A 23,061-nucleotide genomic window follows, 5' to 3' on the forward strand; every position below is an offset into this window, starting at 1 on the left:
TTCGGAGAGAACCAGCTATCTCCAGGTTCGATTGGAATTTCTCCGCTACCCACACCTCATCCCCGCACTTTTCAACGTACGTGGGTTCGGTCCTCCAGTAAGTGTTACCTTACCTTCAACCTGGACATGGGTAGATCACCTGGTTTCGGGTCTACAACCACATACTCATTCGCCCTATTCAGACTCGCTTTCGCTACGGCTCCGTCTTTTCAACTTAACCTTGCATGTAATCGTAACTCGCCGGTTCATTCTACAAAAGGCACGCTATCACCCATTAACGGGCTCTAACTACTTGTAGGCACATGGTTTCAGGATCTCTTTCACTCCCCTCCCGGGGTGCTTTTCACCTTTCCCTCACGGTACTGGTTCACTATCGGTCACTAGAGAGTATTTAGCCTTGGGAGATGGTCCTCCCAGATTCCGACGGAATTTCACGTGTTCCGCCGTACTCAGGATCCACTCTGGAGGGAATGAACTTTCAACTACGGGACTGTTACCCTCTATGGTAGGCCTTTCCAAGCCGCTTCATTTAACTCATTCCTTTGTAACTCCGTGTAGAGTGTCCTACAACCCCAAGAAGCAAGCTTCTTGGTTTGGGCTCTTCCCGTTTCGCTCGCCGCTACTAAGGGAATCGAATTTTCTTTCTCTTCCTTCAGGTACTTAGATGTTTCAGTTCCCTGAGTCTGCCATCAAAACGCTATGAATTCACGTTAGGATACTGTTCGATTAAAAACAGTGGGTTCCCCCATTCGGAAATCTCCGGATCAAAGCTTACTTACAGCTCCCCGAAGCATATCGGTGTTAGTGCCGTCCTTCATCGGCTTCTAGTGCCAAGGCATCCGCCATGCGCCCTTAATAACTTAACCTAATTGATTCCAATCTGCTGCGTAATACTTTGTCAGCTACACTTGTTCGAATGCTCATGTACGTATGTACACTCCGCTTCTCACTGCATTTGCTTTCGCGTCTTACTTGCATCTTGAAATAATTTTCACATAAGTTATTAAGCCTAAAAAATTAAAACTTAATAATTCAAAATCTATAAAAGAAATTTGTGTTTGTGTTACTTTCAATGTCGTTTTATCCAGTTTTCAAAGAACAATTTGGTGGAGCCTAGCGGGATCGAACCGCTGACCTCCTGCGTGCAAGGCAGGCGCTCTCCCAGCTGAGCTAAGGCCCCATTACGGGTACAAGATTTAAAATGGTGGGCCTAAATGGACTCGAACCATCGACCTCACGCTTATCAGGCGTGCGCTCTAACCAGCTGAGCTATAGGCCCATTTTAAAAGGTTTCATAAACCTTCAAAACTAAACAGCAAGTAAGATAATCATTAGAAGACCCAAAGGTCTTTTCCGTTATATTCCTTAGAAAGGAGGTGATCCAGCCGCACCTTCCGATACGGCTACCTTGTTACGACTTCACCCCAATCATCTATCCCACCTTAGGCGGCTGGCTCCTTACGGTTACCCCACCGACTTCGGGTGTTACAAACTCTCGTGGTGTGACGGGCGGTGTGTACAAGGCCCGGGAACGTATTCACCGCGGCATGCTGATCCGCGATTACTAGCGATTCCGGCTTCATGCAGGCGAGTTGCAGCCTACAATCCGAACTGAGAACGATTTTATGAGATTAGCTTACCCTCGCGAGTTTGCGACTCTTTGTATCGTCCATTGTAGCACGTGTGTAGCCCAGGTCATAAGGGGCATGATGATTTGACGTCATCCCCACCTTCCTCCGGTTTGTCACCGGCAGTCTCCTTAGAGTGCCCAACTAAATGATGGCAACTAAGAATAAGGGTTGCGCTCGTTGCGGGACTTAACCCAACATCTCACGACACGAGCTGACGACAACCATGCACCACCTGTCACCAATGTCCCCGAAGGGAAAATCCTATCTCTAGAACGGTCATTGGGATGTCAAGACCTGGTAAGGTTCTTCGCGTTGCTTCGAATTAAACCACATGCTCCACCGCTTGTGCGGGCCCCCGTCAATTCCTTTGAGTTTCAACCTTGCGGTCGTACTCCCCAGGCGGAGTGCTTAATGCGTTAGCTGCAGCACTAAGGGGCGGAAACCCCTAACACTTAGCACTCATCGTTTACGGCGTGGACTACCAGGGTATCTAATCCTGTTTGCTCCCCACGCTTTCGCGCCTCAGTGTCAGTTACAGACCAGACAGTCGCCTTCGCCACTGGTGTTCCTCCAAATCTCTACGCATTTCACCGCTACACTTGGAATTCCACTATCCTCTTCTGCACTCAAGTTCCCCAGTTTCCAATGACCCTCCACGGTTGAGCCGTGGGCTTTCACATCAGACTTAAGAAACCACCTGCGCGCGCTTTACGCCCAATAAATCCGGACAACGCTTGCCACCTACGTATTACCGCGGCTGCTGGCACGTAGTTAGCCGTGGCTTTCTAATAAGGTACCGTCAAGGTACGTTCATTTCCTAACGTACTTGTTCTTCCCTTACAACAGAGTTTTACGATCCGAAAACCTTCATCACTCACGCGGCGTTGCTCCATCAGACTTTCGTCCATTGTGGAAGATTCCCTACTGCTGCCTCCCGTAGGAGTTTGGGCCGTGTCTCAGTCCCAATGTGGCCGATCACCCTCTCAGGTCGGCTATGCATCGTTGCCTTGGTAGGCCGTTACCCCACCAACTAGCTAATGCACCGCGGGCCCATCCTACAGTGACGCCGAAGCGCCTTTCAACTTCAAAACATGTGATTCGAAGGATTATCCGGTATTAGCCCAGGTTTCCCTGAGTTATCCCGATCTGTAGGGCAGGTTGCCCACGTGTTACTCACCCGTCCGCCGCTAAATCAGAGAAGCAAGCTTCTCGTCATTCGCTCGACTTGCATGTATTAGGCACGCCGCCAGCGTTCGTCCTGAGCCAGGATCAAACTCTCCATAAAAGTAGTTTGAAAGCTCATTCGCTTTGCTAGCGTTATCTTTTGATAACAATTGCTTATTCACTTAATGTGATAAGACTTGTTTGTGATTATCTTCTTGCTTGTTTAGTTTTCAAGGTTCATGGAGCGGGTGAGGAGAATCGAACTCCCGACAACAGCTTGGAAGGCTGTGGTTTTACCACTAAACTACACCCGCATATGGTGCGCCCGGCAGAAGTCGAATCCACAACCTTCTGATCCGTAGTCAGACGCTCTATCCAATTGAGCTACGGGCGCATAAAATAAATTATATTGTTTTAAAATGTTTTGGTGCGGTCGAGAGGACTTGAACCTCCACCGAGTTACCTCGACTAGGCCCTCAACCTAGCGCGTCTGCCATTCCGCCACGGCCGCATCTTCAAATTCGAGTTACTAGAATATCATATCAACTGAAATGTTATATGTCAATAACTTTTTAAAAGAAAATGGTGAGTCATGCAGGATTCGAACCTGCGACCCTCTGATTAAAAGTCAGATGCTCTACCAACTGAGCTAATGACTCGTGGTGAAATAAAAATGGCTGGGGTACCTGGATTCGAACCAGGGCATGACGGAATCAAAATCCGTTGCCTTACCGCTTGGCTATACCCCAATATTTAATTTGAATTTAAATGGCGGTCCGGACGGGACTCGAACCCGCGACCTCCTGCGTGACAGGCAGGCATTCTAACCAGCTGAACTACCGGACCAATATTTAAATGGTGACCCCTACGGGATTCGAACCCGTGTTACCGCCGTGAAAGGGCGGTGTCTTAACCGCTTGACCAAGGGGCCATGGCTCCGTTGGCAGGACTCGAACCTGCGACCCTCTGATTAACAGTCAGATGCTACTACCAACTGAGCTACAACGGAGTAATATGATGTCGTTCAAGTGCGTATCACCTTGTCGACTTTTACTATTATAAAGAGCTTTTTTCGAAACGTCAACTACTTTTTCAAAAAAAGTTATTTTTTTAAATAGATTCTTCCCGAACACTTGCTACAACAGTATTTTTGAGTATTTATCTTTCTCATTCTAGGATAGTTTTGATGACAGCTTTCACAAATATATAACCACTTCGATGCTGTGATTGGTCTACAATATCTTGGTGAACCTGTTTGTTGCATTAACATTTGAAAATCCATATCCCCATGTCGATACCCTTTTCCTTCTATATGTAAATGATAATGACAAAGTTCGTGTTTAATGATTCCTTCTACTTCTTGCTCTCCATACTCCTCTAAATATTTTGGATTAATCTCAATATTATGTGTTTGTAATAAATAACGTCCTCCCGTTGTTCGAAGACGTTTATTAAATACAGCTTGATGTCGAAATGGTTTTTTAAAGTATGTCATTGAAACTTCTTGTACCCACAAAGTTAATTGTTCATAATTCATATTCATTTCCTCCATAAAAAATAAGAATGAATAAGCATATAGCCTTCTTCATTCTTACTCTATAGTATAACTTATTTTTCAGGCGCAATCATGGTTAATGATACGCGTCCTTTTTTCTCATCTACTTGATCTACATAGACAGTTACAATATCACCAAGTGCTACAACGTCTAAAGGATGTTTTACAAAACCTTTTTTCAATTTTGAAATATGAACTAAACCATCTTGCTTCACACCAATATCTACGAAGGCACCAAAGTCTACAACATTTCGGACAGTCCCTTGTAGCTCCATCCCTACCTTTAAGTCTTCCATTTTTAAAACGTCTTGCTTCAGTAATGGTTGCGGAAAAGCATCACGCGGGTCACGCGATGGCTTCATTAACATATCAATTACATCTTTAACCGTAATCTCTCCCACATTAAAACGCTCTGATAGTTCAGCGATTGTAAAATGTGAAATCGCTTCTTCGGCTTCTTTTGTTCCAATCTGTTTTACTGTTAGCCCTGCTACTTCTAAAATAGATTTAGCTAATGCATAACTCTCTGGATGAATCCCTGTACCGTCTAAAGGGTTTTTCGCATCTGAAATACGTAAAAAACCAATCGCCTGTTCATACGTTTTTGCACCAAGACGTGGAATCTTCTTCAATTGTGTACGTGCAGTAAATTTACCTTGTTCACTTCTTACACGCACAATGTTCTCTGCTACCGTCTTTGACAACCCAGAAATATGTTGTAATAGTGATGAAGACGCTGTATTGACATCCACACCTACTTGGTTTACAGCTGTTTCGACAACAAAATCAAGAGAAGATACTAGCTTCTTTTGTGATACATCATGTTGATACTGCCCTACTCCAACTGCCTTTGGTTCAATCTTAACCAGTTCTGCTAACGGATCTTGCAAACGACGCGCAATTGAAATCGCACTTCTTTGCTCTACTTGTAAATCAGGGAACTCGTCACGCGCTACCTCTGAAGCAGAGTACACACTTGCTCCTGCCTCATTCACAATGACATATGCCGTATTACTTGAAGCTTCTTTTAATACTTCTGCTACGAATGCTTCTGACTCACGTGATGCCGTACCATTACCAATCGCAATAATATCAATCGGATATTTATTTAATAGTTGAAGTAATGTATTTTTAGCTTCTTCTGGTTTTGCTTTAGGTGGATGTGGATAGATTACCGATAGGTCTAAAAACTTCCCTGTATCATCTACCACTGCTAATTTACAACCTGTACGATAAGCAGGATCTAAACCTAATACATATTTACCTTTCATTGGCGGTTGTAATAATAAGTTGCGAAGATTTTCAGAGAAGATATGAATCGCTTGATTCTCGGCTCTCTCTGTCAATTCACTTCTTACTTCTCTTTCAATAGAAGGTGCAAGCAATCTTTTATAACTATCTGCAATTACTTCTTCTAAATACACATGTGCCGGTGACGTTTTTGGTTTTAACCATTTATTTCGCATAGCCGTATGAATCTTTACAGGTTCTACGTGTATGCCCACTTTTAAAATTTCTTCTTTTTCACCACGATTCATCGCTAAAATACGATGTGGCACTACTTTTTTAAGTGGTTCTTCATAATTATAGTAAATCTCAAAAACGCTTTTTTCATCCTGAGTAGCATCTTTTACTGTAGTGCGAATCACACCATCTTGCCATGTGATTTTTCGAATTTGTTCACGAATAGTTGGTTCATCTGCAAACTGCTCTGCTAAAATATCACAAGCTCCTTGCAAAGCATCTTCTACTGTCACTACCTCTTCAGTTATAAACTGCTCCGCATATTTAATAGGTGATTCATTTGATTGTGTAAGTAACCATTCTGCAAAAGGTTCTAGACCTTTTGCTTTTGCGACTGTCGCCTTTGTTTTTCGTTTTTGTTTGTATGGACGATATAAATCTTCTACCTTCTTCAACACAGTAGCATCACGTATTGATTTTTCAAGTTCAGGTGTTAATTTTTGCTGCTCATCTATTAATCGCACCACTTCTTCTTTTCTTTGTTCAAGTTGTTGAATGTAATGATGACGATCTTCTATATTTTTAATTTGTACTTCATCTAAAGAGCCTGTTACTTCTTTACGATAACGTGCAATAAAAGGAACTGTATTTCCTTCTTCTAATAATTCAATTACTTGATTCACTTGTTGTGGTTTAATATTTAACTCTTGCGCTATTAATTTATTCATAGTTACTCGTTCCATTTGAATCCCTCCAATATTAGTAGTGTATCAAAATACATAAAAAAAGCCTATTCTACTTAGAATAGGCGTGCTGCGATTAAACTTGCATCATCGTTTTTTAAGGTTAAATAAGATGATTGTACTTGCTGCAATTTAATAAATTCATTCTCTAAAAGTAGGCTTCGAATATCTGTGATTTCTATCCCATCCGTATGTAATAAGAAAAAATCTCCTTTTTTATACTCTAACGCTTGTACAACAAAATGTTGAGTCCGTCCTGAAAGATAACCTCTCATCTGTCTCGGATAAATTACCTTACCTTCACTAGGTCGAAATATATAACAAGAAATGTTTCCAATACTCGCAAATTGAATATGGTTTCGTTGAAAACAAATTCGCATGACAGCAGCCACAGCGCCGCGTAACCCTAACATTTTTAAATCACTACGCCTAAGCAATTCACTTAATTCTAATTCGGGATTTTCTTCTAATTCTTTAATAACAACGGTAGCTGAAGCATTTGCTTCAGTACCGCTACCCAGACCATCTGCTATTGCTAAAATACAAATGTTCTCAAATAATTTAACAGTCAATGCATCACCACTAATAGTAGCATCATTTTTAGCTCGAATCATCGTTGTATAATGCATAAAATTATTTCTACCTTCTGTCTGCATAATTAGACACCCCCAGAAGAAATAATTGCTTGTTGTAATTTTTTTATGGCCTTTCTTTGAAGTCGTGAAACATGCATTTGAGATATCCCCAATCTTTCACCAGCTTCTTTTTGACTTAATTGTTCTAAATAAGTTAATTGAATGATTTGCTTTTCACGTTCTGAAAGGACGCTCATTGCATCTGCTACAATCATTCTTCGATTAGTTTTTTCGTACTCTTCATCTTCTCTTCCAACTACATCAAATAATGTAACCGTACTACCATCTGAATCAGACTCGATTGAATGATCCATCGAAAGAGCCTGATAACTTCGACTCATCTCCATCGCTTCTAACACTTCTTCTTCTGTTACTTCTAATCGTTCAGCAACTTCTGAAACTTTTGGCGAACGCTGCAATTCAGTTGTTAGTAATTCAACGGTCGATTTAATTCTTGGGCCTAATTCTTTGATTCTTCTAGGAACATGAACATCCCAAGTTTTATCTCGTAAGAAACGCTTAATTTCACCAATAATCGTAGGCACCGCAAAAGCTTCGAAACTTCTTCCAAAGTCTGGATCAAAACGTCTTATTGCTCCTAGTAAACCTAGCATACCTACTTGAACAATATCATCATGATAGGAACGTCCATTGGAATATTTTCGCGCAATTGATTCTACTAAATATTGATAATGTAATACCAAATTCGTTTGTGCATCATCATCTTCATTTTCTTGATACTTTTGGATCCATTCTAATACTTGTTCCTTAGAAGCAGATTTAGAAGGTGTCCGTTTCCACATGCTCCTTCACCTGCTCTCGTGCAACATATTTTGTCATGAAAACTGTAACACCGTTGTCATTTAAGACTTTTACTTCATCCATTAAGCTTTCGATTAAAAATAGGCCGAGGCCACCTTCTCTTATAAATTCTGCGTTTGTTTCTTCGTCGTAAGGTCCTACTTTTTCTCTAACTTCTTCAAAATCAAAGCTCTTACCGTAATCAGCAATCATAATTTCAATTTTATCAGTATATATAGCACAACCAACAACTACCTCACCTTGTTCTGCTTCTGGATAAGCATGTTGAATTGCATTCGTAATTGCTTCACTTGAAGCAATCTTAATATCTTCAATGTCATCGTATGAAAACCCAATTCGGTTTGCTAATCCTGAAATTGCCAATCTAGTTATTCCTACATATTGAGTTTTCGATGGTACTCTCATTTCGAAATAATCAAATTCTCTCATGGTCGTTCACAGCCCCTTCTTTCTCTATATGGATTACTCCGCTAAGACCTGTAATGTCAAATAGTCTTTGTAAACGTTGAGATAGCCCTACCAAAACAAGCTTTCCTTTATTTGCTGTTACATTTTTGTAGAAAGCTACAATGACCCCTAGCCCTGTACTGTCCATATAACTTACTTCTGACAAATTCAATTCAACTAGCATATCCTCTTGAATATCAACAGCTAATAATTCTTCTCTTAAACTCGGAGCAGTGAAAGCGTCAACTTCTCCACTCACCATACTTAACACCTTATTTTCCTCTTTATTAATCTCTATTTTAAAATTCATATTTTAGCACCCCAATTTTTTATAACAGTCTATTAATACTGAATACCTTTTTTTTAAACATCTTAAACATAGGCTAATCATCTTCTTTTTTCAATACAACAAAAGTTAAGTCATCTGCAAGATTTTGGAACTGTGATAATTTTTCAATCTCATGGAAAATAGCCTCTGCTAATTGCTGTGGTATTTTGTCTTTATGTTTAAAAATCAAATCGGTTAATTCAGACTTTTCTAAAAACCGATCGTCCACCCTACATTCAGTTACACCATCTGTCATAATAATTACCATATCGCCTTTTGCCAACTGTACACTTCTCTCTTGGTTATGAACATCAGGTAATACGCCTAATAATAGACCTTCAGACTCTAGTTCAATAAATTTACCATCTTTTGCACGATACAATAATGCAGGTTCATGTCCAGCTGAGCAATAAGTAAATGTAGATTGCACGACATCATATCGTCCATAAAACATGGAAATGAACATATTATCATCTACAGTTTTTTCTACAATGCGATTTAAAACATCCATAGCATAAGAGGGGCTGATACTCGGCTGCCCAAGTGTATCTAAACCATTCTTAACCATAGACATGCAAAGTGCAGCCGGAATACCTTTTCCTACTACATCCGCGACACCTACTCCGACAAAACGTTTGGAATCTCCTTGGTAATAGATATAATCTCCATTCATTTTCCGAGCTGGAACAGAGATACTCCCAATAGAAAGACCATCAATTGTTGGAATCGTCGTTTTTAACATTGTCTTTTGAACATTCGCAGCAAGTTCTAGTTCATGATCCATTTCTTCCTGGTTCTTCAACAAAATTTTATGTTCACGTAAAGCTAAACCATATTGAATCATAAATTCAGTTAAAAAGTCCAAAGCATTTTTCATACCATCCGTAAACTCTTCACTACCTTCATAAATTTCCGCAAGAGAATCTTTATGAATACTAATTACTTCTTCTGGTGTAATATCTTTTTGTACCAAACGCCTACTAAAGTTTTGGCCTAAATATAAATTACGCTCAGTTTGATACTGTAAATATTGTCCTAGAAGCATTGTGTACTGTTTTTTTATTTCATTTGTCATGCACTCATCACTTCCTCATCGGAGCCATTTAATGATTCTCACAATTGTTCCTTCATTGACGGTCGTTTGAATGTCAAATTCATCCATTAATCTGCGCACACCTGGCAAACCAGCACCTAGGCCTTGAGAAGTTGAATAACCGTCTTGCATGACAAGACGAATATCTTCAATACCTGGTCCTTCATCTTGTGCAACAATTTTAATCCCTTTTGTACCGCTCATATCAATTGTTTCAATCAGTATTCGGCCTTTATCTGCATATAAATAAATATTTCGTGCTAATTCACTAATTGCAGTCGTAATACGCGCCTGGTCTACCGCACCAAATCCAATACGCTTAGCTTCGTTTCTTCCAAGCTGACGTGCCTCAACAATATCCCACTCTGTTAATATTTCAACAAAAGATTCACTCATATCTTTCTGCCCCCCAGTACTTTCTGGAGTTTCGTAAGACCACCTTCTAAATCAAGTGCTGTAATAACGTCTTTCAAATAAATTCCTAACTCCACCAGTGTAATAGCTATACTAGGTTGAATACCAGTAATTGTTACTTTTGCTCCCATCAAAGAGGTCATACGAATAATGTCGCCCAAAATACGAGCAATAAAGGAATCAATAAATTCAATACAACTTAAGTCAATTACAACTCCTCTAGCTTTTACTTCACTCAACTTTTGTAAAAGATCCGTTTGAAATTGCATAGCTGTAGGATCATCTAATTCTGATTGAATCGATACAATTAGACAATCTTGTAATTTTAAAATCGGGATGTTCAGCACCATTAATGAATCACCTCACGAATGCATCGATTTGTCTCTTCTAGTGCTTTCTCTATTCCTTCTTGAAGTGTTCCCAATGTCGTGACATCTGATAAATTAACACCTAACTGGACAATCGTTTGCGCAATTTCAGGACGGATTCCTACTAACATACTTTTACCACCTACAATATGAATAGCATTTACGACTTCTATTAAATGATGAGCTACCACTGTATCAAGAACTAGCAAACCTGTAATATCAATTAGTACAACTTCTGATTTATTCGATACAACTGCATGTAAAACATTTTCCATAATTTGCTTTGCACGATCCCTATCAATAGCACCAATAATTGGAATGACAATTACGCGATCAAATACAGGAATAATGGGTGTAGATAGTTCCTGTAAGGCAATTTTTTGTAAATGAATAATTTTATTATAGCGTTCTTGTTCATACTTTAATAATTCTATAGATAGAGAATGAACTATTTTACGTAAATATTGCAAAATCTCCATTGAATCTGCTGGCTTTTTATCTTTTTGATTCCGCAATACATAATATGTACTCGTTTCAAAAGCCTCGATAAAGGGAAATAATTGGACAGCTGTTCTATTAAGTGTTCCTAATTCTTGGACAAATTTTTGGATATCTAAATGATTCAAAAAATTTCTGATGTATCTCATCGTTTGCTCTAGCGTCTTTTCAAATAATTCTTCTTGAAGACTACCCGTAGCCATCTCTGACTCATCAGCTCTTAATTGTTCTTGCCAAACATCTTCAACTTCTTGTAAATGCTCTTTTAAAAATCGAATCGTGGCTTTTTCCAATCAATAACCCTCCCTATTTGTTATATATGCAATTGTATCTCAAATCTTACATTTATTCACTTTTTATTCCTTGTTTTATAAAAATCGAGAAAGCACCACTAATACTATTACCATTTTTAAGAAATTAAAAACACCAGATTTTAAAAAAACCTGATGTTTTCGCTCTATGTATAGCTTTTAAAATTTTAATAATCCCAAACTAATAGCCAAAGCATCTTCTACTTCTTTCATTAGTGGTTGATCGAGTTGTGTAATTTTGTCAGTCAAACGGGATTTATCAATTGTCCGTAGTTGTTCTAACAAAATAACTGAATCTCGCTCAAATCCGTATTTCTTTGCATCAATTTCGACATGGGTTGGTAACTTTGCTTTTTGAATTTGCGCTGTAATTGCTGCAATAATCACTGTAGGACTAAAGCGATTCCCGATATCATTTTGGATTACCAAAACTGGTCGAGTACCGCCTTGTTCTGATCCCACTACAGGTGATAAGTCAGCAAAAAAAACGTCTCCACGTTTTACATTCAAATTGTCATCCTCCGCAAACGAGTCGCTCCACCATATGTTCTGCTTCATACTCTAAATGTAGACATTCACTACATATAGTTAAGTTAATTTGGGACATTTCGGTATATCCCTTAACCATAGCTTCTCGTATATCATTTTTATGAGTCATCTTTTTATATCGTTTTGTTGGTACATATAAATTTTGTTCAGATGTAATAGATTGTTGATAAGCTTGCTCGATGTTCTCTGTAACTATATTTGATGATTTCGGTAGAATCGTTTCATTTATACTGTTTTGAACCACAGCTCGCACCTCCAAAAAGTTCCCTTTTATCATATCGAAATTTTCTATGTTAGAACAATCTTATCATTCTAGCAATAGAAAAGAAAGGTCTTTTCTAAGAGTTATGCCATAAAAAAATAGATTTCTCTAAATTTATAACATTTTTTTATCATTATTTATAATAAACTCTTGGTACGCGCGCAGTCAGTATACATGCTACTTCGTATGGAATTGTATGAAGTCGATCTGCCCATTCTTGCATCGTAATTTGTTCTTTTTCTTGTTTACCAATTAAAACAACTTTCTCACCTACCGGGAAATGAAACGGTAATCGAATCATTAACTGATCCATACAAATTCTACCTACGATTGGTACGCGAATACCGCCTACAAGAACTTCTTGCCCTTGTAAACCACGTAATACACCATCAGCATAACCAATTGGCAAAGTAGCAATCCATTCACCGTCTTCTTGTGCTTCATAGGTTGCACCGTATCCTACGTGTTCACCCTTTTTCAATTGTTTCACGTGAACAATCTCTGTTTCAAGTTGAAGTGCTGGATGAATTGTAAAAGGTAGATGTTCTCCTACATAAGTTGAAGGTAGTAAGCCATACATAGAGATACCAAAGCGGACTGCATCAAACTCTACATGATTCTTTAATAAAGAAGCTGCTGTATTCGCTGCATGAACTAAACGAGGTTTGGTTGGTAACTGATTGACTAAGTGTATAAACACATCTTTTTGTTGGTCATAGTATGTAGAATCTTCCTCGTCTGCCGTTGCAAAGTGCGTGAAAATACCATCAAGTTCAAACTGGGGTGATGATTGAATACCGTGGTATAGTGTAAGCATCTCATGTTCATTTCGTACCCCAATACGTCCCATTCCACTGTCAATTTTCATATGTACTTTAACAGGAACGTCTAAAGTTGAAAATTGTTCACTCGCCGCTTCTAACCAATCCATTGAAAAGACTGTTAGTGTAATATGTTCTTTCGCTGCAAATGGAACAAACGAAATAGGTACCGCACCTAATACTAAAATTGGTGTTTCTGAAAACACTTCTCTAAGGTGTAAAGCTTCATCTGGCGTAGCAACTGCTAACATCGTAACGCCTGCTTCAATCGCTGCTTTTGAGACTTCTACACCTCCGTGACCATATGCATTTGCTTTTACGACTGCAATAATTTCCGCATCAGTATGTAGGTGATTTCGCAAACCTTCAATGTTTTTTTGTATAGCTGTCAGATCAACACGAGCTGTTGTTGGTCTAAAATGTGTCATGTTCATTACCTCTTTTTATTTTTTATTCATACTAAGGTAAAGAATGTATATACCAACATTCTTTGTTTACCCTACTTTTTCAGAAAATAACCATTTATTGTGAGTTTTTTTCCATTAAAACGACTTGAGCAGCAGCATATTCTTTCGAATGTGTGATACTGACGAATCCATCTACTTTTTGTTGCTTAAAATAAAGAATGGGTTGTCCTTTTTCATTCGGTAAGATTTCAATATCATGCAACTTACAATCTCGCCCTAACCCTGTACCATTCGCTTTTGAATAAGCCTCTTTCGCTGAAAAACGTCCTGCTAAAAACTCAAGTTGTCTTCTTGTTTTTAATTGCTCAAAAATAGCCATTTCGCGCTCCGTTAAAATACGCATTTTAAACTTAGGGCTTAGATCGTTTGATTTTTGAATACGTGCAATTTCAACTATATCCAAGCCAATTCCTTTAATCATCTTCGCTTCTCCCTTCTCTCTACGAACTGTTCCATGTATAATATTTATATTACACGATGAGGTGACAAAATGTTTAATCGAACTGAAAATCTTTCACTTTATATTAAAAAGTACCCCGTAATTTCTGTTTTAATCGGTATGAACTTGGTCGTATATCTACTCGGTTTGATTCCAGGTATAGGAAACAATCTATATGCTCTTGGTATCGCATATAATTATTCCATCTCTCAAGGTGAGTATTGGCGACTTATTACAGCCATGTTTTTACATGGTGGCTTCTTACACTTACTTTTCAACATGTTTGGTTTATATGTATTCGGTCCTGAGTTAGAGCAATTAGCCGGTAAGTTACGATTCTTCTCCATCTATTTCATCTCAGGTTTACTTGCAAATGTTGCAACCTATGTTGTTGAGCCACTAAACTATGCTTCACTTGGTGCAAGCGGTGCAATCTTTGGTATTTTTGGCGCTTACTTAGCATTGGTATATCACACGCGCAAAATTTTACCGCAACTAAAACAATTAATCATTCCTTTAGTTGCAATTTCTGTTATTATGACATTCGTCCAATCAAACATTAATATTACAGCTCACTTAGTTGGATTAGCTGTCGGTTTTATTTTGGGAATGTTCCAATTTACACCAAAACGTATCCGTCGTTTTAGAGAAAAATAAAAAATGAGAAGTAGCTTGTTCGCTGCTTCTCATTTTTTTATTTATTCGGTTGATACCATTTAAATAGTTGACTAATCGCTTGTAAATCAAAATGCTTCAGGTGTGCTGTAAAACCTGTCGTACTCGACATAATATGAACATGGCATGAAGCAATGTCTTTTCGCTCAGCAAAATAACTCTGTGTTACGCGCATCGATTGAATTCGATTCTTCTGCACAACAAATGTTGTTTTACTGAAATAACGATGTACAATCGTTAACTGTAAATGATTTACTGCAAAACCAGCTGTTTTATACTGCCAATATGCACGCAACAGTATAAGCGGAATCAGCACAATACTCCACATACCATATGGATAGAAGTAATAACTAACGAATCCAACTGGAATAAGTGGTACATAGATTGGATTTAATAAATAACGAATTAAAGACTTCTTTGGCACCTTTGTATACGTTGTTTCCCAAACGTACTCGGGGAATAATTCTTGTAAAATACGAATTGCATTTTTCTTTTTTATGAAAGGTAGTAGGACGACTTGATCTTCTTTTTCATCGCCTGAACCACCTGCACTATCAATAATGACACGACAGTAACCAAATAATTGACGAATTGGATTTTCGATTATACGAATTCCTTGTACACGATTCATTTGAAGTGTCGTTCTCTTTTTCTCTAAAAGCCCCTTTGATAAAAAGAGCTGTTCTTCTGTTCTTTCAAGTTTAAAACCGTAGTTCACAAAATAAGAAATGAGAATTGCTACTGCCCATGATAATAAGATAGCCCCTAATACAATTAAAATAATAAAGAGGACTCCAAAACGAACAATATTCTGCACCTCTCCGTAAATGCGCTCGTACGGAATAAAATCATTAAACTGTGAAGCAATTGCAGCGACAGCAGAGAATAAAATCCCCATACTACTCGAAGTTGTTGCTAATAAAATTAATTCCTTCGTGTTGATTTGATAGATAAACTCTTTTTCAATACGAATTTCAGCGACATCTTCGATTGTACCATCCTCAGCTACAACCACTTCTTGTTTTGCTTTTTTCATTTCAAGTTCAATTCGACTGGCTTGCTCTCGGGTAATCGCAGTCAAACTGACTTCTGCATCTGCTGAACCGCCAGCTGTTTCAACATCCACACGTACTAATTTAAAAGGTCTATGTAAAATCCCTTCTTTATAGTTCAATGTTTGAATACGTTCAAATGGAATATACCGTTTATTTTTTACGAATAAACCATATTCGATTCGCAACTCGCCATCTTCAAACCAATAAATAAATTTACGCCATTTAATCCATGCAAATATAAAAACAATGCATAAGAAGAGAATCGCTCCTCCAAGTAAAGCAAGCGTCGGATAAAAATTCTCACCGTCTGATGGGTCTAAACTAAGCTCTAATTTCGCGCTAAATACAAAAATGACAACAGGTAATAATAATGTTTTAATCGCATTAAAAAAATTAATGGCGATTGTAATAGGGTGTAGACGCATAACTTGTTCATTAGACATCTTCTTCAGCCACCCTTGCTAATTTAGAAATTCTTCTTCGTAATTCATCTGCTTCTTCCATTTGTAAAGCAGGAATCGTATGTGTAGTTGCTGCAGTTGAAATCGAAATTTCTGCTAAATTATACTTCTTTAAAATCGGTCCTTGCACCGTATCAACATGCTGTACACGAATCATCGGTACGAGTGTTCTCTCAACTACAAACAACCCTGATTGCACTTCAATTTCTTGTTCACGTACTTCATAACGCCAGCGCTGCCAGCGAATTTTCGGAAATAAGTAAATACCACAAAAAGCTTCAATTACCCATAACCCTAAAACTGTATAGGGAATCCATTTATACCATTCAAAATAATACGTTAAGAAAAAAATAAGAGCAGTAATTAATAATGCAATGCCCGAAAAAATACATGCATGAATTCGCCAAACGGTTAATCCTTTTGGATCAATTTGATATTTTAATTCATCCACCTTAGATATGCCTCCTTTTCCAAAGATTTGGAATCTACTTAATTATACGTATTATAACAAAAAGCGTTCCATTTTTTTATGTAATGATAGATTGTCAAATTAACTGCACCACCTGATATTCAAATGCATCCTGTGTGGTATTCCAGTTGAGGCACTTTCTTGGTCGATTGTTAATCAATGAAAGTGCTTTTTCTATTTTCGATGGTGTGAGTTGCCCCAAATCCATTCGTTTTGGGAAAAATTCACGTAAAAGACCGTTACTATTTTCATTCGTGCCACGTTGCCATGGCGCGTACGGATCAGCGAAGTAAAATGGGATACTGTACTGTTTTTCAAGTTCGGCGTAACAGCTAAATTCTTTCCCTCGATCCGTCGTAAACGTTTGAAAACATGGTCTTGGATAACGCGAAATGAGCTGTTCAATGGCCCACTTCATCGATTGCGCCGAGCGATTCGGTATTTGAATGCCGACATCGAAACGTGTTTTTCGCTCGGCGAATGTCGCGATACATCCTTTCGTACCACGCGCTGAAACGACAGTGTCTAATTCCCAGTGGCCAAACGTTTCACGCGTTTTCACTTCTTTTGGGCGCTGCTGAATAGAAGTTCCAACGTTGAAACGCCCACGTGTTTCACGTGGTGCCTGACGTTTTCCTTTTTGGCGAAGTACTTGAAGCGTCACGTGAAGTTTTCTTGAATAAAGCTAGCGATAAATCGTTTTAAAAGATAATTTGCCTTGAAACAAGGAACCGACAATCTGTTCAGGAGACCATGTCGCTTTTAGTTTTTCTTCGATAACTTTACGCAATTCATCGGTACACTTTGAACGCGCACCACATTTTTTCTTCTGCGCAGCTGCGTGCCATTGCGCCTTTTCAGCTGACCATTTATTCAATCGCTTTAATTCACGAGAAATCGTTGTATGAGAACGGTTGAGATGACGCGCAATGGCACGACAAGAGTACCCTAATCCTTTTAAAACCTCTATTTTCGCACGTTCAGATGTGGTAAGATGATAATAACTCATTTAATATGGCCCCCTGTTGATTTTGGTGTAGGAACTTTAATTATACAGGCTCATATTGAATGGGTCTTTTTTTATTTATTTTGAGTGGTGCACTTAATATTACAATTCGTCGTATAAAAAAACTCATGAATCGCTCGAAAGCCATTCATGAGTTGTATATGTTGATTAATCTTCGCTTGAGCGACGACGACGTTCGCCACCACGGTTATCACGACGACGATCTCCGCCACGTGAACCACCATCACGACGTTCGCTTGAAGAACGTTCACCGCGTGAACCACCGCGACGATCTCCACCGCCACTACGTGAGCCACCACGACGATCTCCACCGCGTGAACCGCCACTACGTGAACCACCACGGTATCCACCGCCGCTACGTCCACCACGTGAACCGCCACCATTTCCGCCGCCACGACGCATTGGTAATGGACGCTCTTCAGAAATTTGGATTGGTGTATCATCTGGCTCGTTCGTTAATGATTTAAGAGCTGCTGCAACTAAATCAATTGCATCATTTGTAGCTAATAAGTCTTCAGCCATACTGCGGTAACCACTCGCATTATTTTTATTAACTAACTCTTGTAATTGTTCAACAGCTAATTTCTTTTGTCCTACTAAAGCTTCATCAGCAGTAGGTGGTTTTAAAGGTGTCATACGTTTTTTCGTTGTTTCTTCAACGATACGTAAGTAACCCATTTCACGAGGTGTTACGAATGTAACTGCCATACCTGATTTACCAGCACGACCTGTACGACCAATACGGTGAACGTATGATTCTGGATCTTGTGGAATATCAAAGTTGTAAACATGTGTTACACCTGAAATATCTAAACCACGAGCTGCTACGTCTGTTGCTACTAATACATCAATTTTATTTTCTTTGAATTGACGTAATACAGAAAGACGTTTTGCTTGAGATAAGTCACCGTGAATACCTTCAGCAAGGTAACCGCGAATGCTTAATGCGTGAGATAATTCATCTACACGACGTTTTGTACGACCAAATACGATTGCAAGTTCTGGTTGGTGTACGTTTAATAAACGAGATAGAACGTCGAATTTTTCGCGTTCCTGTGCTTTTACGAAGAATTGTTCAATGTTATCCACTGTTAATTCTTTTGCTTTAATTTTTACGCTTTCTGGCTCAGTCATGAATGTATCTGCAATTTTACGAATTGCTGGAGGCATTGTTGCTGAGAATAAAAGTGTTTGGCGCTCAGCCGGTACGTTTTCAAGAATTGCATTGATATCCTCAATGAATCCCATGTTTAACATTTCGTCTGCTTCATCTAATACTAACGTTTCAACGTTTTCTAGTTTAAGCGTACGACGTTTAATGTGGTCTAAAATACGTCCTGGAGTACCTACGATAATTTGTGGTTTATTTTTTAATGCACGAATTTGGCGGCTAATGTCTTGTCCACCGTATACAGAAAGAATACGAGCACGTTTACCGTGACCAATTTTGTAGATTTCTTCTGAGCATTGGATGGCTAATTCGCGTGTAGGGGCAATTACTAATGCTTGAATTGCTTGATTTTTAGGGTCAATTTTTTCGATTAGTGGTACACCAAATGCTACTGTTTTACCAGTACCAGTTTGTGCTTGTCCGATGATATCGTTGCCTGCAATTGCTAGTGGAATTGTACCTTCTTGGATTGGTGTTGCTGATTCGAATCCCATGCGTTCTAGGGATTTTAATGTTGATTCGCTAATATTTAGTTCTGAAAAATTTGTCAAACTTCTCATTCTCCTTTTTCGTGTTTGAATTTGACAAATGGTTACATTTTCAGATGAAAACTAGGGCAAATCGAGCCTCATGTTAGGAAAATTCCTTAACTATTATATCTCTGTGGAATGCAGAGTAACTTTAGATAAAATAAAGCCCGGTCTTTGCCGAGCGGTTCAATTCTACGCTTTTTAACGGTAATATAGAATCGACCGTAATGTTCAAAAAAAAAGTACTCTCTCATCAATGTATGGAGAGTCTTCATATAAAATGTATCCATTGCTCTAATCATTCTAACACGACATAGACTTGTATGCAATCAATTACAATCAGGCATAATATTCTGATTTCTTTTATCGGCTATTATAAATTGAAATACTCGTTCAAACCACTCGTTTTGATCGTCACTATAACAAATATGATGTTCACCACTTTTTGAAAAATACATTTGCTTATCAACCGATTGAATCTGCTCATATAAAAATGATGCCGCTTCCTTTGGTACAACACCATCTTTTTCACCTTGTATAATCATCGTTGGTTGGTGAATTCGATGTAGGTACGGTAAGACTGTATGTACCACTTTTAAAAAATGTTTCATTGTTGGTACCGTCATATGACGCGTCTGGTTGATGGCAGCTTGCAAAAAACGTGCCTGTGCAGTTGTTAACTGCTTTCTTTGTTTGATCAGTTCCTTACATGTGAGAAATAATTTTTTTACATCCACAAATTTTGCTGCTGTACTTAAAAGAATTAATTTTTTCACACGGTAACGTAAAGCGAGGTAGAGTGCTAACAATCCCCCCATTGAAAAACCTACGACAATGACTTCATCCACTTGTTTTTCAAGTAGGCGATAAGCATTTTCAACATCACGAAACCAATGTTCAGAACTAACTCCTTTCAAATTGAGTGCCTCACCATGACCTGTTAATGTTACGACTGAACATGTCCATTCGGAGCGTTTTCCCATTAAATAGTCGACTAACGGTTGCACTTCTGTTGTATTCCCCGTAAATCCATGAATAAACAATATTCCTCGTTTCAAGTAGGCTCCCTCCATTAAAAAAAACGACTAATGTACTATACCCACATTAGTCGTTTTCTCACTGTATGTTATTGGAAGTGCTTTAGAATTGTCTCAAGCGCCATGCCACGAGAGCCTTTTAAAAGAATCATCGTTTTTTCATCAGCCTGTTGTTCAATTTTTTGAATAATTGGCTCATATGCTTGTTCAGACCAAACAACATCTACAGTTGGATATTGCATCTTAATTGCTTCATATAAAACTTTCATACGAGAGCCATATAAACAAATTGTTTGAATCTCATCAAAGTCAATTGATTCGATTAAATCATGATGATATTGTCCTTCTTGTTCACCAAGCTCTAACATATCACCAAGTACAACCCATTTATTTGGACGCATTTGAGTTGTAGACATGAACGTAAGTGCTGCACGAACTGAAGTTGGTGCTGCATTATACGCATCATTGATGAAGAGTAAAGGACCGCATGTTACAAGTTGCATACGCATATTTGTAAGGGATACTTGTTTTAAGGAAGTGCGAATTTGATCGTCTGTCAAACCGATTGTATGTGCTACTCCCATAACTGCTACTGTATTTTTCACTTGATGGCTACCGAGTACAGGAATCATAAACTGTCCATTTAATAAACCATGCACTTCAAACTGACTTCCTTCTTCATTCGTTTCAATTTGATCTGCGTATAAATCATTCGTGCTTTCAAAACCAAATGACGTCGTTTGTAGTCCTTGTTCTTGTGCGACTAATTCTTGTAATAATGGTTCGTCGCCGTCAAAAAATAAACGTCCATTTTCTTGTAGCCCTTGAATGATTTCAAACTTGGCTTTCGCAATACCAGCACGAGAGCCAAGTGCCTCCATATGCGCTTCACCAATATTTGTAATGATGACATGATGCGGCTTTGCAAGCTTCGTTAAAAACTCGATTTGTCCAAAACCATCCATACCCATCTCTAAAATGGCAAATTCTGTATCTTCGTCTAAAGATAAAATAGTAAGAGGCATACCTAATTGATTATTAAAGTTACCCTCTGTTTTTTGAACTTTATAATACGGCATAAGCGTCCCAGCAAGTAAGTCCTTTGTTGAAGTCTTACCATTGGAACCTGTAATACCAATAAAAGTTGCTTGATGTTCTGCACGATACGCTTTCGCCATCTGCTGTAACGCTTCTTCTGCATCATCTACTAAAATAACAGGAATATTCGTCGGCATATTTGGTTCATCTTTTTGCCAAAGTGTCGCCGCTGCACCTGCTTCAATTGCTTGTTGAATATACTGATGCCCGTTCGTTTTTTCACCTTTAAAAGGAATGAATAAATCTCCTGGTTGTAAGGTACGTGTATTAATCGACACACCTGTAATCCATTCCTGTTGACCATTCACAGCCTCTTGTTGTAACCAGTTAGCTACTTGTTGAACTGTTTTTTTCATTTTACTTCCGCCACCTTATTGAAAATGAAGTTGTTGTTTCTCTTCAAAACGCTCAATTCCAAGTGTGATTAGCGCTTCAATTAATTCTGGATATGAAAGACCTGTATTTTTCCACAGAATCGGATACATACTTACAGGTGTAAAACCTGGTAATGTATTCACTTCGTTAATCAATACTTCATCATCTGCTGTTACAAAGAAATCGGCACGTACTAAACCACTTCCGTCCAATACTTTAAAGGCACGTTTTGCCATGTCCGTCATTTTTTGCTCAACTGCTTCTGAAACAGGTGCTGGAATTAATAATTCTGTACTACTATCTTTATATTTTGAATCATAGTCATAGAAATCAGTTAAAGGCTTGATTTCACCTGGAACAGATACTTTTGGTTCATCATTTCCTAGAACGGCCATTTCTACTTCACGTGCAACCACGCCTGTTTCGATAATGACTTTACGATCATATTTGAAAGCTACATCGATTGCCTCAATTAATTCTTGTTGATTTGAAGCTTTATTAACACCGACACTTGAACCAAGATTAGCTGGTTTTACAAACATTGGATACGTTAATTTTTCTTCCATCTCTTTTACAAGTGCTTGCTGTGATTTTTGCCATTCTTTACGAATAAAATACACATAAGGAACTTGTTTAAGACCTGCAATTTCAAATAGTTGCTTCATAACAACTTTATCCATCCCAGCAGATGAAGCAAGTACACCACAACCCACATAAGGAATGTTTAATACTTCTAAAAATCCTTGTACTGTGCCATCTTCTCCGTATGTACCATGTAGTAGTGGGAATACAATATCAAAAGGTCGCTCTTGTTGTGATAGTAAGAAACTTGAGATGTCATGTGGTTGCGCATCTTTTCCTTGATTGAATTGTAATGCTTCTACTGTTTCTACAGGTGCTGTTAAATAAGTGCCTTTCACCCATTCACCTTCACGCGTAATATAAATTGGCACGATTTCGTACTGATCATAATTTAGCGCTTGTGTCACCGCTTTTGCTGTTGATAAAGACACCTCATGCTCTGCTGATTGACCACCGTATAAAAGACCCAATTTTTTCTTCATTTTGACTTCCTCCATATACTCCATTATTTTCTTTTTATTTGGAATCTGAAAATCTTTGAACTTTACAAGACGTATTCTATTTTAGAAG

Annotated in this window: 21 protein-coding genes, 10 tRNA genes, 2 rRNA genes and 1 pseudogene (1 of these 34 running past the window's edge); 1 reads left to right on the forward strand and 33 read right to left on the reverse strand. The window is 38.5% G+C overall.

Going from position 1 to position 23,061, the window contains the following annotated elements; all coding sequences use genetic code 11:
- From QN089_RS13275 to acpS, 26 genes are all read right to left on the reverse strand, one after another.
- Nucleotides 1-866 (reverse strand): 23S ribosomal RNA (locus QN089_RS13275) (it extends 2,063 nt beyond the left edge of the window).
- Between the two features lie 238 nt (nucleotides 867-1,104).
- Nucleotides 1,105-1,180 (reverse strand) — tRNA-Ala (locus QN089_RS13280).
- A gap of 22 nt (nucleotides 1,181-1,202) precedes the next feature.
- Nucleotides 1,203-1,279: transfer RNA gene (locus QN089_RS13285), tRNA-Ile, on the reverse strand.
- Nucleotides 1,280-1,369: 90 nt separating this feature from the next.
- Nucleotides 1,370-2,916 (reverse strand): 16S ribosomal RNA (locus tag QN089_RS13290).
- The 16S and 23S rRNA genes sit together here with 10 tRNA genes alongside, the layout of an rRNA operon.
- Before the next feature lie 119 nt (nucleotides 2,917-3,035).
- A tRNA-Gly gene (locus QN089_RS13295) sits at nucleotides 3,036-3,109 on the reverse strand.
- Between the two features lie 3 nt (nucleotides 3,110-3,112).
- A tRNA-Arg gene (locus QN089_RS13300) sits at nucleotides 3,113-3,189 on the reverse strand.
- Nucleotides 3,190-3,220: 31 nt separating this feature from the next.
- Nucleotides 3,221-3,306: transfer RNA gene (locus QN089_RS13305), tRNA-Leu, on the reverse strand.
- A 72-nt stretch (nucleotides 3,307-3,378) separates the two neighbouring features.
- A tRNA-Lys gene (locus QN089_RS13310) sits at nucleotides 3,379-3,454 on the reverse strand.
- A gap of 15 nt (nucleotides 3,455-3,469) precedes the next feature.
- A tRNA-Gln gene (locus tag QN089_RS13315) sits at nucleotides 3,470-3,544 on the reverse strand.
- 20 nt (nucleotides 3,545-3,564) lie between these two features.
- Nucleotides 3,565-3,641 (reverse strand) — tRNA-Asp (locus QN089_RS13320).
- Between the two features lie 10 nt (nucleotides 3,642-3,651).
- Nucleotides 3,652-3,726: transfer RNA gene (locus tag QN089_RS13325), tRNA-Glu, on the reverse strand.
- Nucleotide 3,727: 1 nt separating this feature from the next.
- Nucleotides 3,728-3,804, reverse strand: a tRNA-Asn gene (locus QN089_RS13330).
- Nucleotides 3,805-3,897: 93 nt separating this feature from the next.
- Nucleotides 3,898-4,332 (reverse strand): SprT family protein, encoded by a 435-nt coding sequence (locus QN089_RS13335; RefSeq protein ID WP_087681126.1) that lies wholly within the window; start codon nucleotides 4,330-4,332, stop codon nucleotides 3,898-3,900.
- Between the two features lie 71 nt (nucleotides 4,333-4,403).
- On the reverse strand, nucleotides 4,404-6,557 hold the full coding sequence (locus QN089_RS13340) for a Tex family protein (RefSeq protein ID WP_087681125.1): 2,154 nt from the start codon (nucleotides 6,555-6,557) through the stop codon (nucleotides 4,404-4,406).
- A 56-nt stretch (nucleotides 6,558-6,613) separates the two neighbouring features.
- On the reverse strand, nucleotides 6,614-7,213 hold the full coding sequence (locus QN089_RS13345; RefSeq protein ID WP_285215491.1) for a SpoIIE family protein phosphatase: 600 nt from the start codon (nucleotides 7,211-7,213) through the stop codon (nucleotides 6,614-6,616).
- A gap of 2 nt (nucleotides 7,214-7,215) precedes the next feature.
- Nucleotides 7,216-7,995 (reverse strand): RNA polymerase sigma factor SigB, encoded by a 780-nt coding sequence (gene sigB / locus QN089_RS13350; RefSeq protein WP_068450609.1) that lies wholly within the window; start codon nucleotides 7,993-7,995, stop codon nucleotides 7,216-7,218.
- Nucleotides 7,973-8,443 (reverse strand): anti-sigma B factor RsbW, encoded by a 471-nt coding sequence (rsbW, locus tag QN089_RS13355; RefSeq protein ID WP_068450608.1) that lies wholly within the window; start codon nucleotides 8,441-8,443, stop codon nucleotides 7,973-7,975. Before rsbW ends, sigB begins: the two co-directional genes overlap by 23 nt.
- A complete protein-coding gene (locus tag QN089_RS13360; RefSeq protein ID WP_087681122.1) occupies nucleotides 8,430-8,771 on the reverse strand; it encodes an anti-sigma factor antagonist in 342 nt (113 codons plus the stop codon). The genes rsbW and QN089_RS13360 overlap by 14 nt, the downstream gene beginning before the upstream one ends.
- 73 nt (nucleotides 8,772-8,844) lie before the next feature.
- Complete coding sequence (locus tag QN089_RS13365) at nucleotides 8,845-9,864, reverse strand: PP2C family protein-serine/threonine phosphatase (RefSeq protein WP_285215492.1); 1,020 nt, start codon at nucleotides 9,862-9,864, stop codon at nucleotides 8,845-8,847.
- A 15-nt stretch (nucleotides 9,865-9,879) separates the two neighbouring features.
- Nucleotides 9,880-10,278 carry an anti-sigma regulatory factor gene (locus QN089_RS13370; protein WP_087681120.1) on the reverse strand — a complete coding sequence of 133 codons (399 nt, stop codon included), beginning with the start codon at nucleotides 10,276-10,278 and terminating at the stop codon, nucleotides 9,880-9,882.
- Entirely contained in the window at nucleotides 10,275-10,646 is a 372-nt protein-coding gene (locus QN089_RS13375; protein ID WP_087681119.1) for an STAS domain-containing protein, read from the reverse strand. Before QN089_RS13375 ends, QN089_RS13370 begins: the two co-directional genes overlap by 4 nt.
- A complete protein-coding gene (locus QN089_RS13380; protein ID WP_285215493.1) occupies nucleotides 10,646-11,455 on the reverse strand; it encodes an STAS domain-containing protein in 810 nt (269 codons plus the stop codon). Before QN089_RS13380 ends, QN089_RS13375 begins: the two co-directional genes overlap by 1 nt.
- A gap of 177 nt (nucleotides 11,456-11,632) precedes the next feature.
- Nucleotides 11,633-11,983, reverse strand: a complete 351-nt coding sequence (locus tag QN089_RS13385) for a type II toxin-antitoxin system PemK/MazF family toxin (protein WP_068450600.1) — start codon at nucleotides 11,981-11,983, stop codon at nucleotides 11,633-11,635.
- A gap of 4 nt (nucleotides 11,984-11,987) precedes the next feature.
- Nucleotides 11,988-12,266 carry a transcriptional regulator gene (locus tag QN089_RS13390; RefSeq protein ID WP_231726971.1) on the reverse strand — a complete coding sequence of 93 codons (279 nt, stop codon included), beginning with the start codon at nucleotides 12,264-12,266 and terminating at the stop codon, nucleotides 11,988-11,990.
- A 151-nt stretch (nucleotides 12,267-12,417) separates the two neighbouring features.
- Nucleotides 12,418-13,533: an alanine racemase gene (alr, locus tag QN089_RS13395; RefSeq protein WP_481810419.1), complete on the reverse strand. Its 1,116-nt coding sequence runs from the start codon at nucleotides 13,531-13,533 to the stop codon at nucleotides 12,418-12,420.
- Between the two features lie 94 nt (nucleotides 13,534-13,627).
- Nucleotides 13,628-13,993: a holo-ACP synthase gene (acpS, locus tag QN089_RS13400; RefSeq protein ID WP_285215495.1), complete on the reverse strand. Its 366-nt coding sequence runs from the start codon at nucleotides 13,991-13,993 to the stop codon at nucleotides 13,628-13,630.
- 69 nt (nucleotides 13,994-14,062) lie between these two features.
- On the opposite strand from acpS, the gene QN089_RS13405 reads away from it, so the two are divergent.
- Entirely contained in the window at nucleotides 14,063-14,668 is a 606-nt protein-coding gene (locus QN089_RS13405; protein ID WP_068450596.1) for a rhomboid family intramembrane serine protease, read from the forward strand.
- Between the two features lie 37 nt (nucleotides 14,669-14,705).
- Here QN089_RS13405 and QN089_RS13410 read toward each other — a convergent pair whose 3' ends face one another.
- The 7 genes and pseudogenes from QN089_RS13410 to QN089_RS13440 all read right to left on the reverse strand — a co-directional run bounded on the left by QN089_RS13410 (nucleotide 14,706) and on the right by QN089_RS13440 (nucleotide 22,973).
- Nucleotides 14,706-16,184: a PH domain-containing protein gene (locus QN089_RS13410; RefSeq protein ID WP_087681115.1), complete on the reverse strand. Its 1,479-nt coding sequence runs from the start codon at nucleotides 16,182-16,184 to the stop codon at nucleotides 14,706-14,708.
- A complete protein-coding gene (locus QN089_RS13415) occupies nucleotides 16,177-16,653 on the reverse strand; it encodes a PH domain-containing protein (RefSeq protein WP_068450592.1) in 477 nt (158 codons plus the stop codon). Before QN089_RS13415 ends, QN089_RS13410 begins: the two co-directional genes overlap by 8 nt.
- Nucleotides 16,654-16,747: 94 nt before the next feature.
- Nucleotides 16,748-17,680: pseudogene (locus QN089_RS13420) on the reverse strand (IS30 family transposase).
- 165 nt (nucleotides 17,681-17,845) lie between these two features.
- Entirely contained in the window at nucleotides 17,846-19,420 is a 1,575-nt protein-coding gene (gene cshA, locus QN089_RS13425) for a degradosome RNA helicase CshA (protein WP_068450588.1), read from the reverse strand.
- Nucleotides 19,421-19,728: 308 nt separating this feature from the next.
- A complete protein-coding gene (locus tag QN089_RS13430; protein WP_121177152.1) occupies nucleotides 19,729-20,457 on the reverse strand; it encodes an alpha/beta hydrolase in 729 nt (242 codons plus the stop codon).
- 68 nt (nucleotides 20,458-20,525) lie between these two features.
- Nucleotides 20,526-21,890 carry a UDP-N-acetylmuramoyl-tripeptide--D-alanyl-D-alanine ligase gene (locus QN089_RS13435; protein WP_285215496.1) on the reverse strand — a complete coding sequence of 455 codons (1,365 nt, stop codon included), beginning with the start codon at nucleotides 21,888-21,890 and terminating at the stop codon, nucleotides 20,526-20,528.
- A gap of 15 nt (nucleotides 21,891-21,905) precedes the next feature.
- Nucleotides 21,906-22,973 (reverse strand): D-alanine--D-alanine ligase, encoded by a 1,068-nt coding sequence (locus tag QN089_RS13440; RefSeq protein WP_285215497.1) that lies wholly within the window; start codon nucleotides 22,971-22,973, stop codon nucleotides 21,906-21,908.
- Between the last annotated feature and the right edge of the window lie 88 nt (nucleotides 22,974-23,061).

The sequence above is a fragment of the Kurthia sp. YJT4 genome (assembly GCF_030219945.1).
In the GTDB taxonomy this organism is placed as follows: domain Bacteria; phylum Bacillota; class Bacilli; order Bacillales_A; family Planococcaceae; genus Kurthia; species Kurthia gibsonii.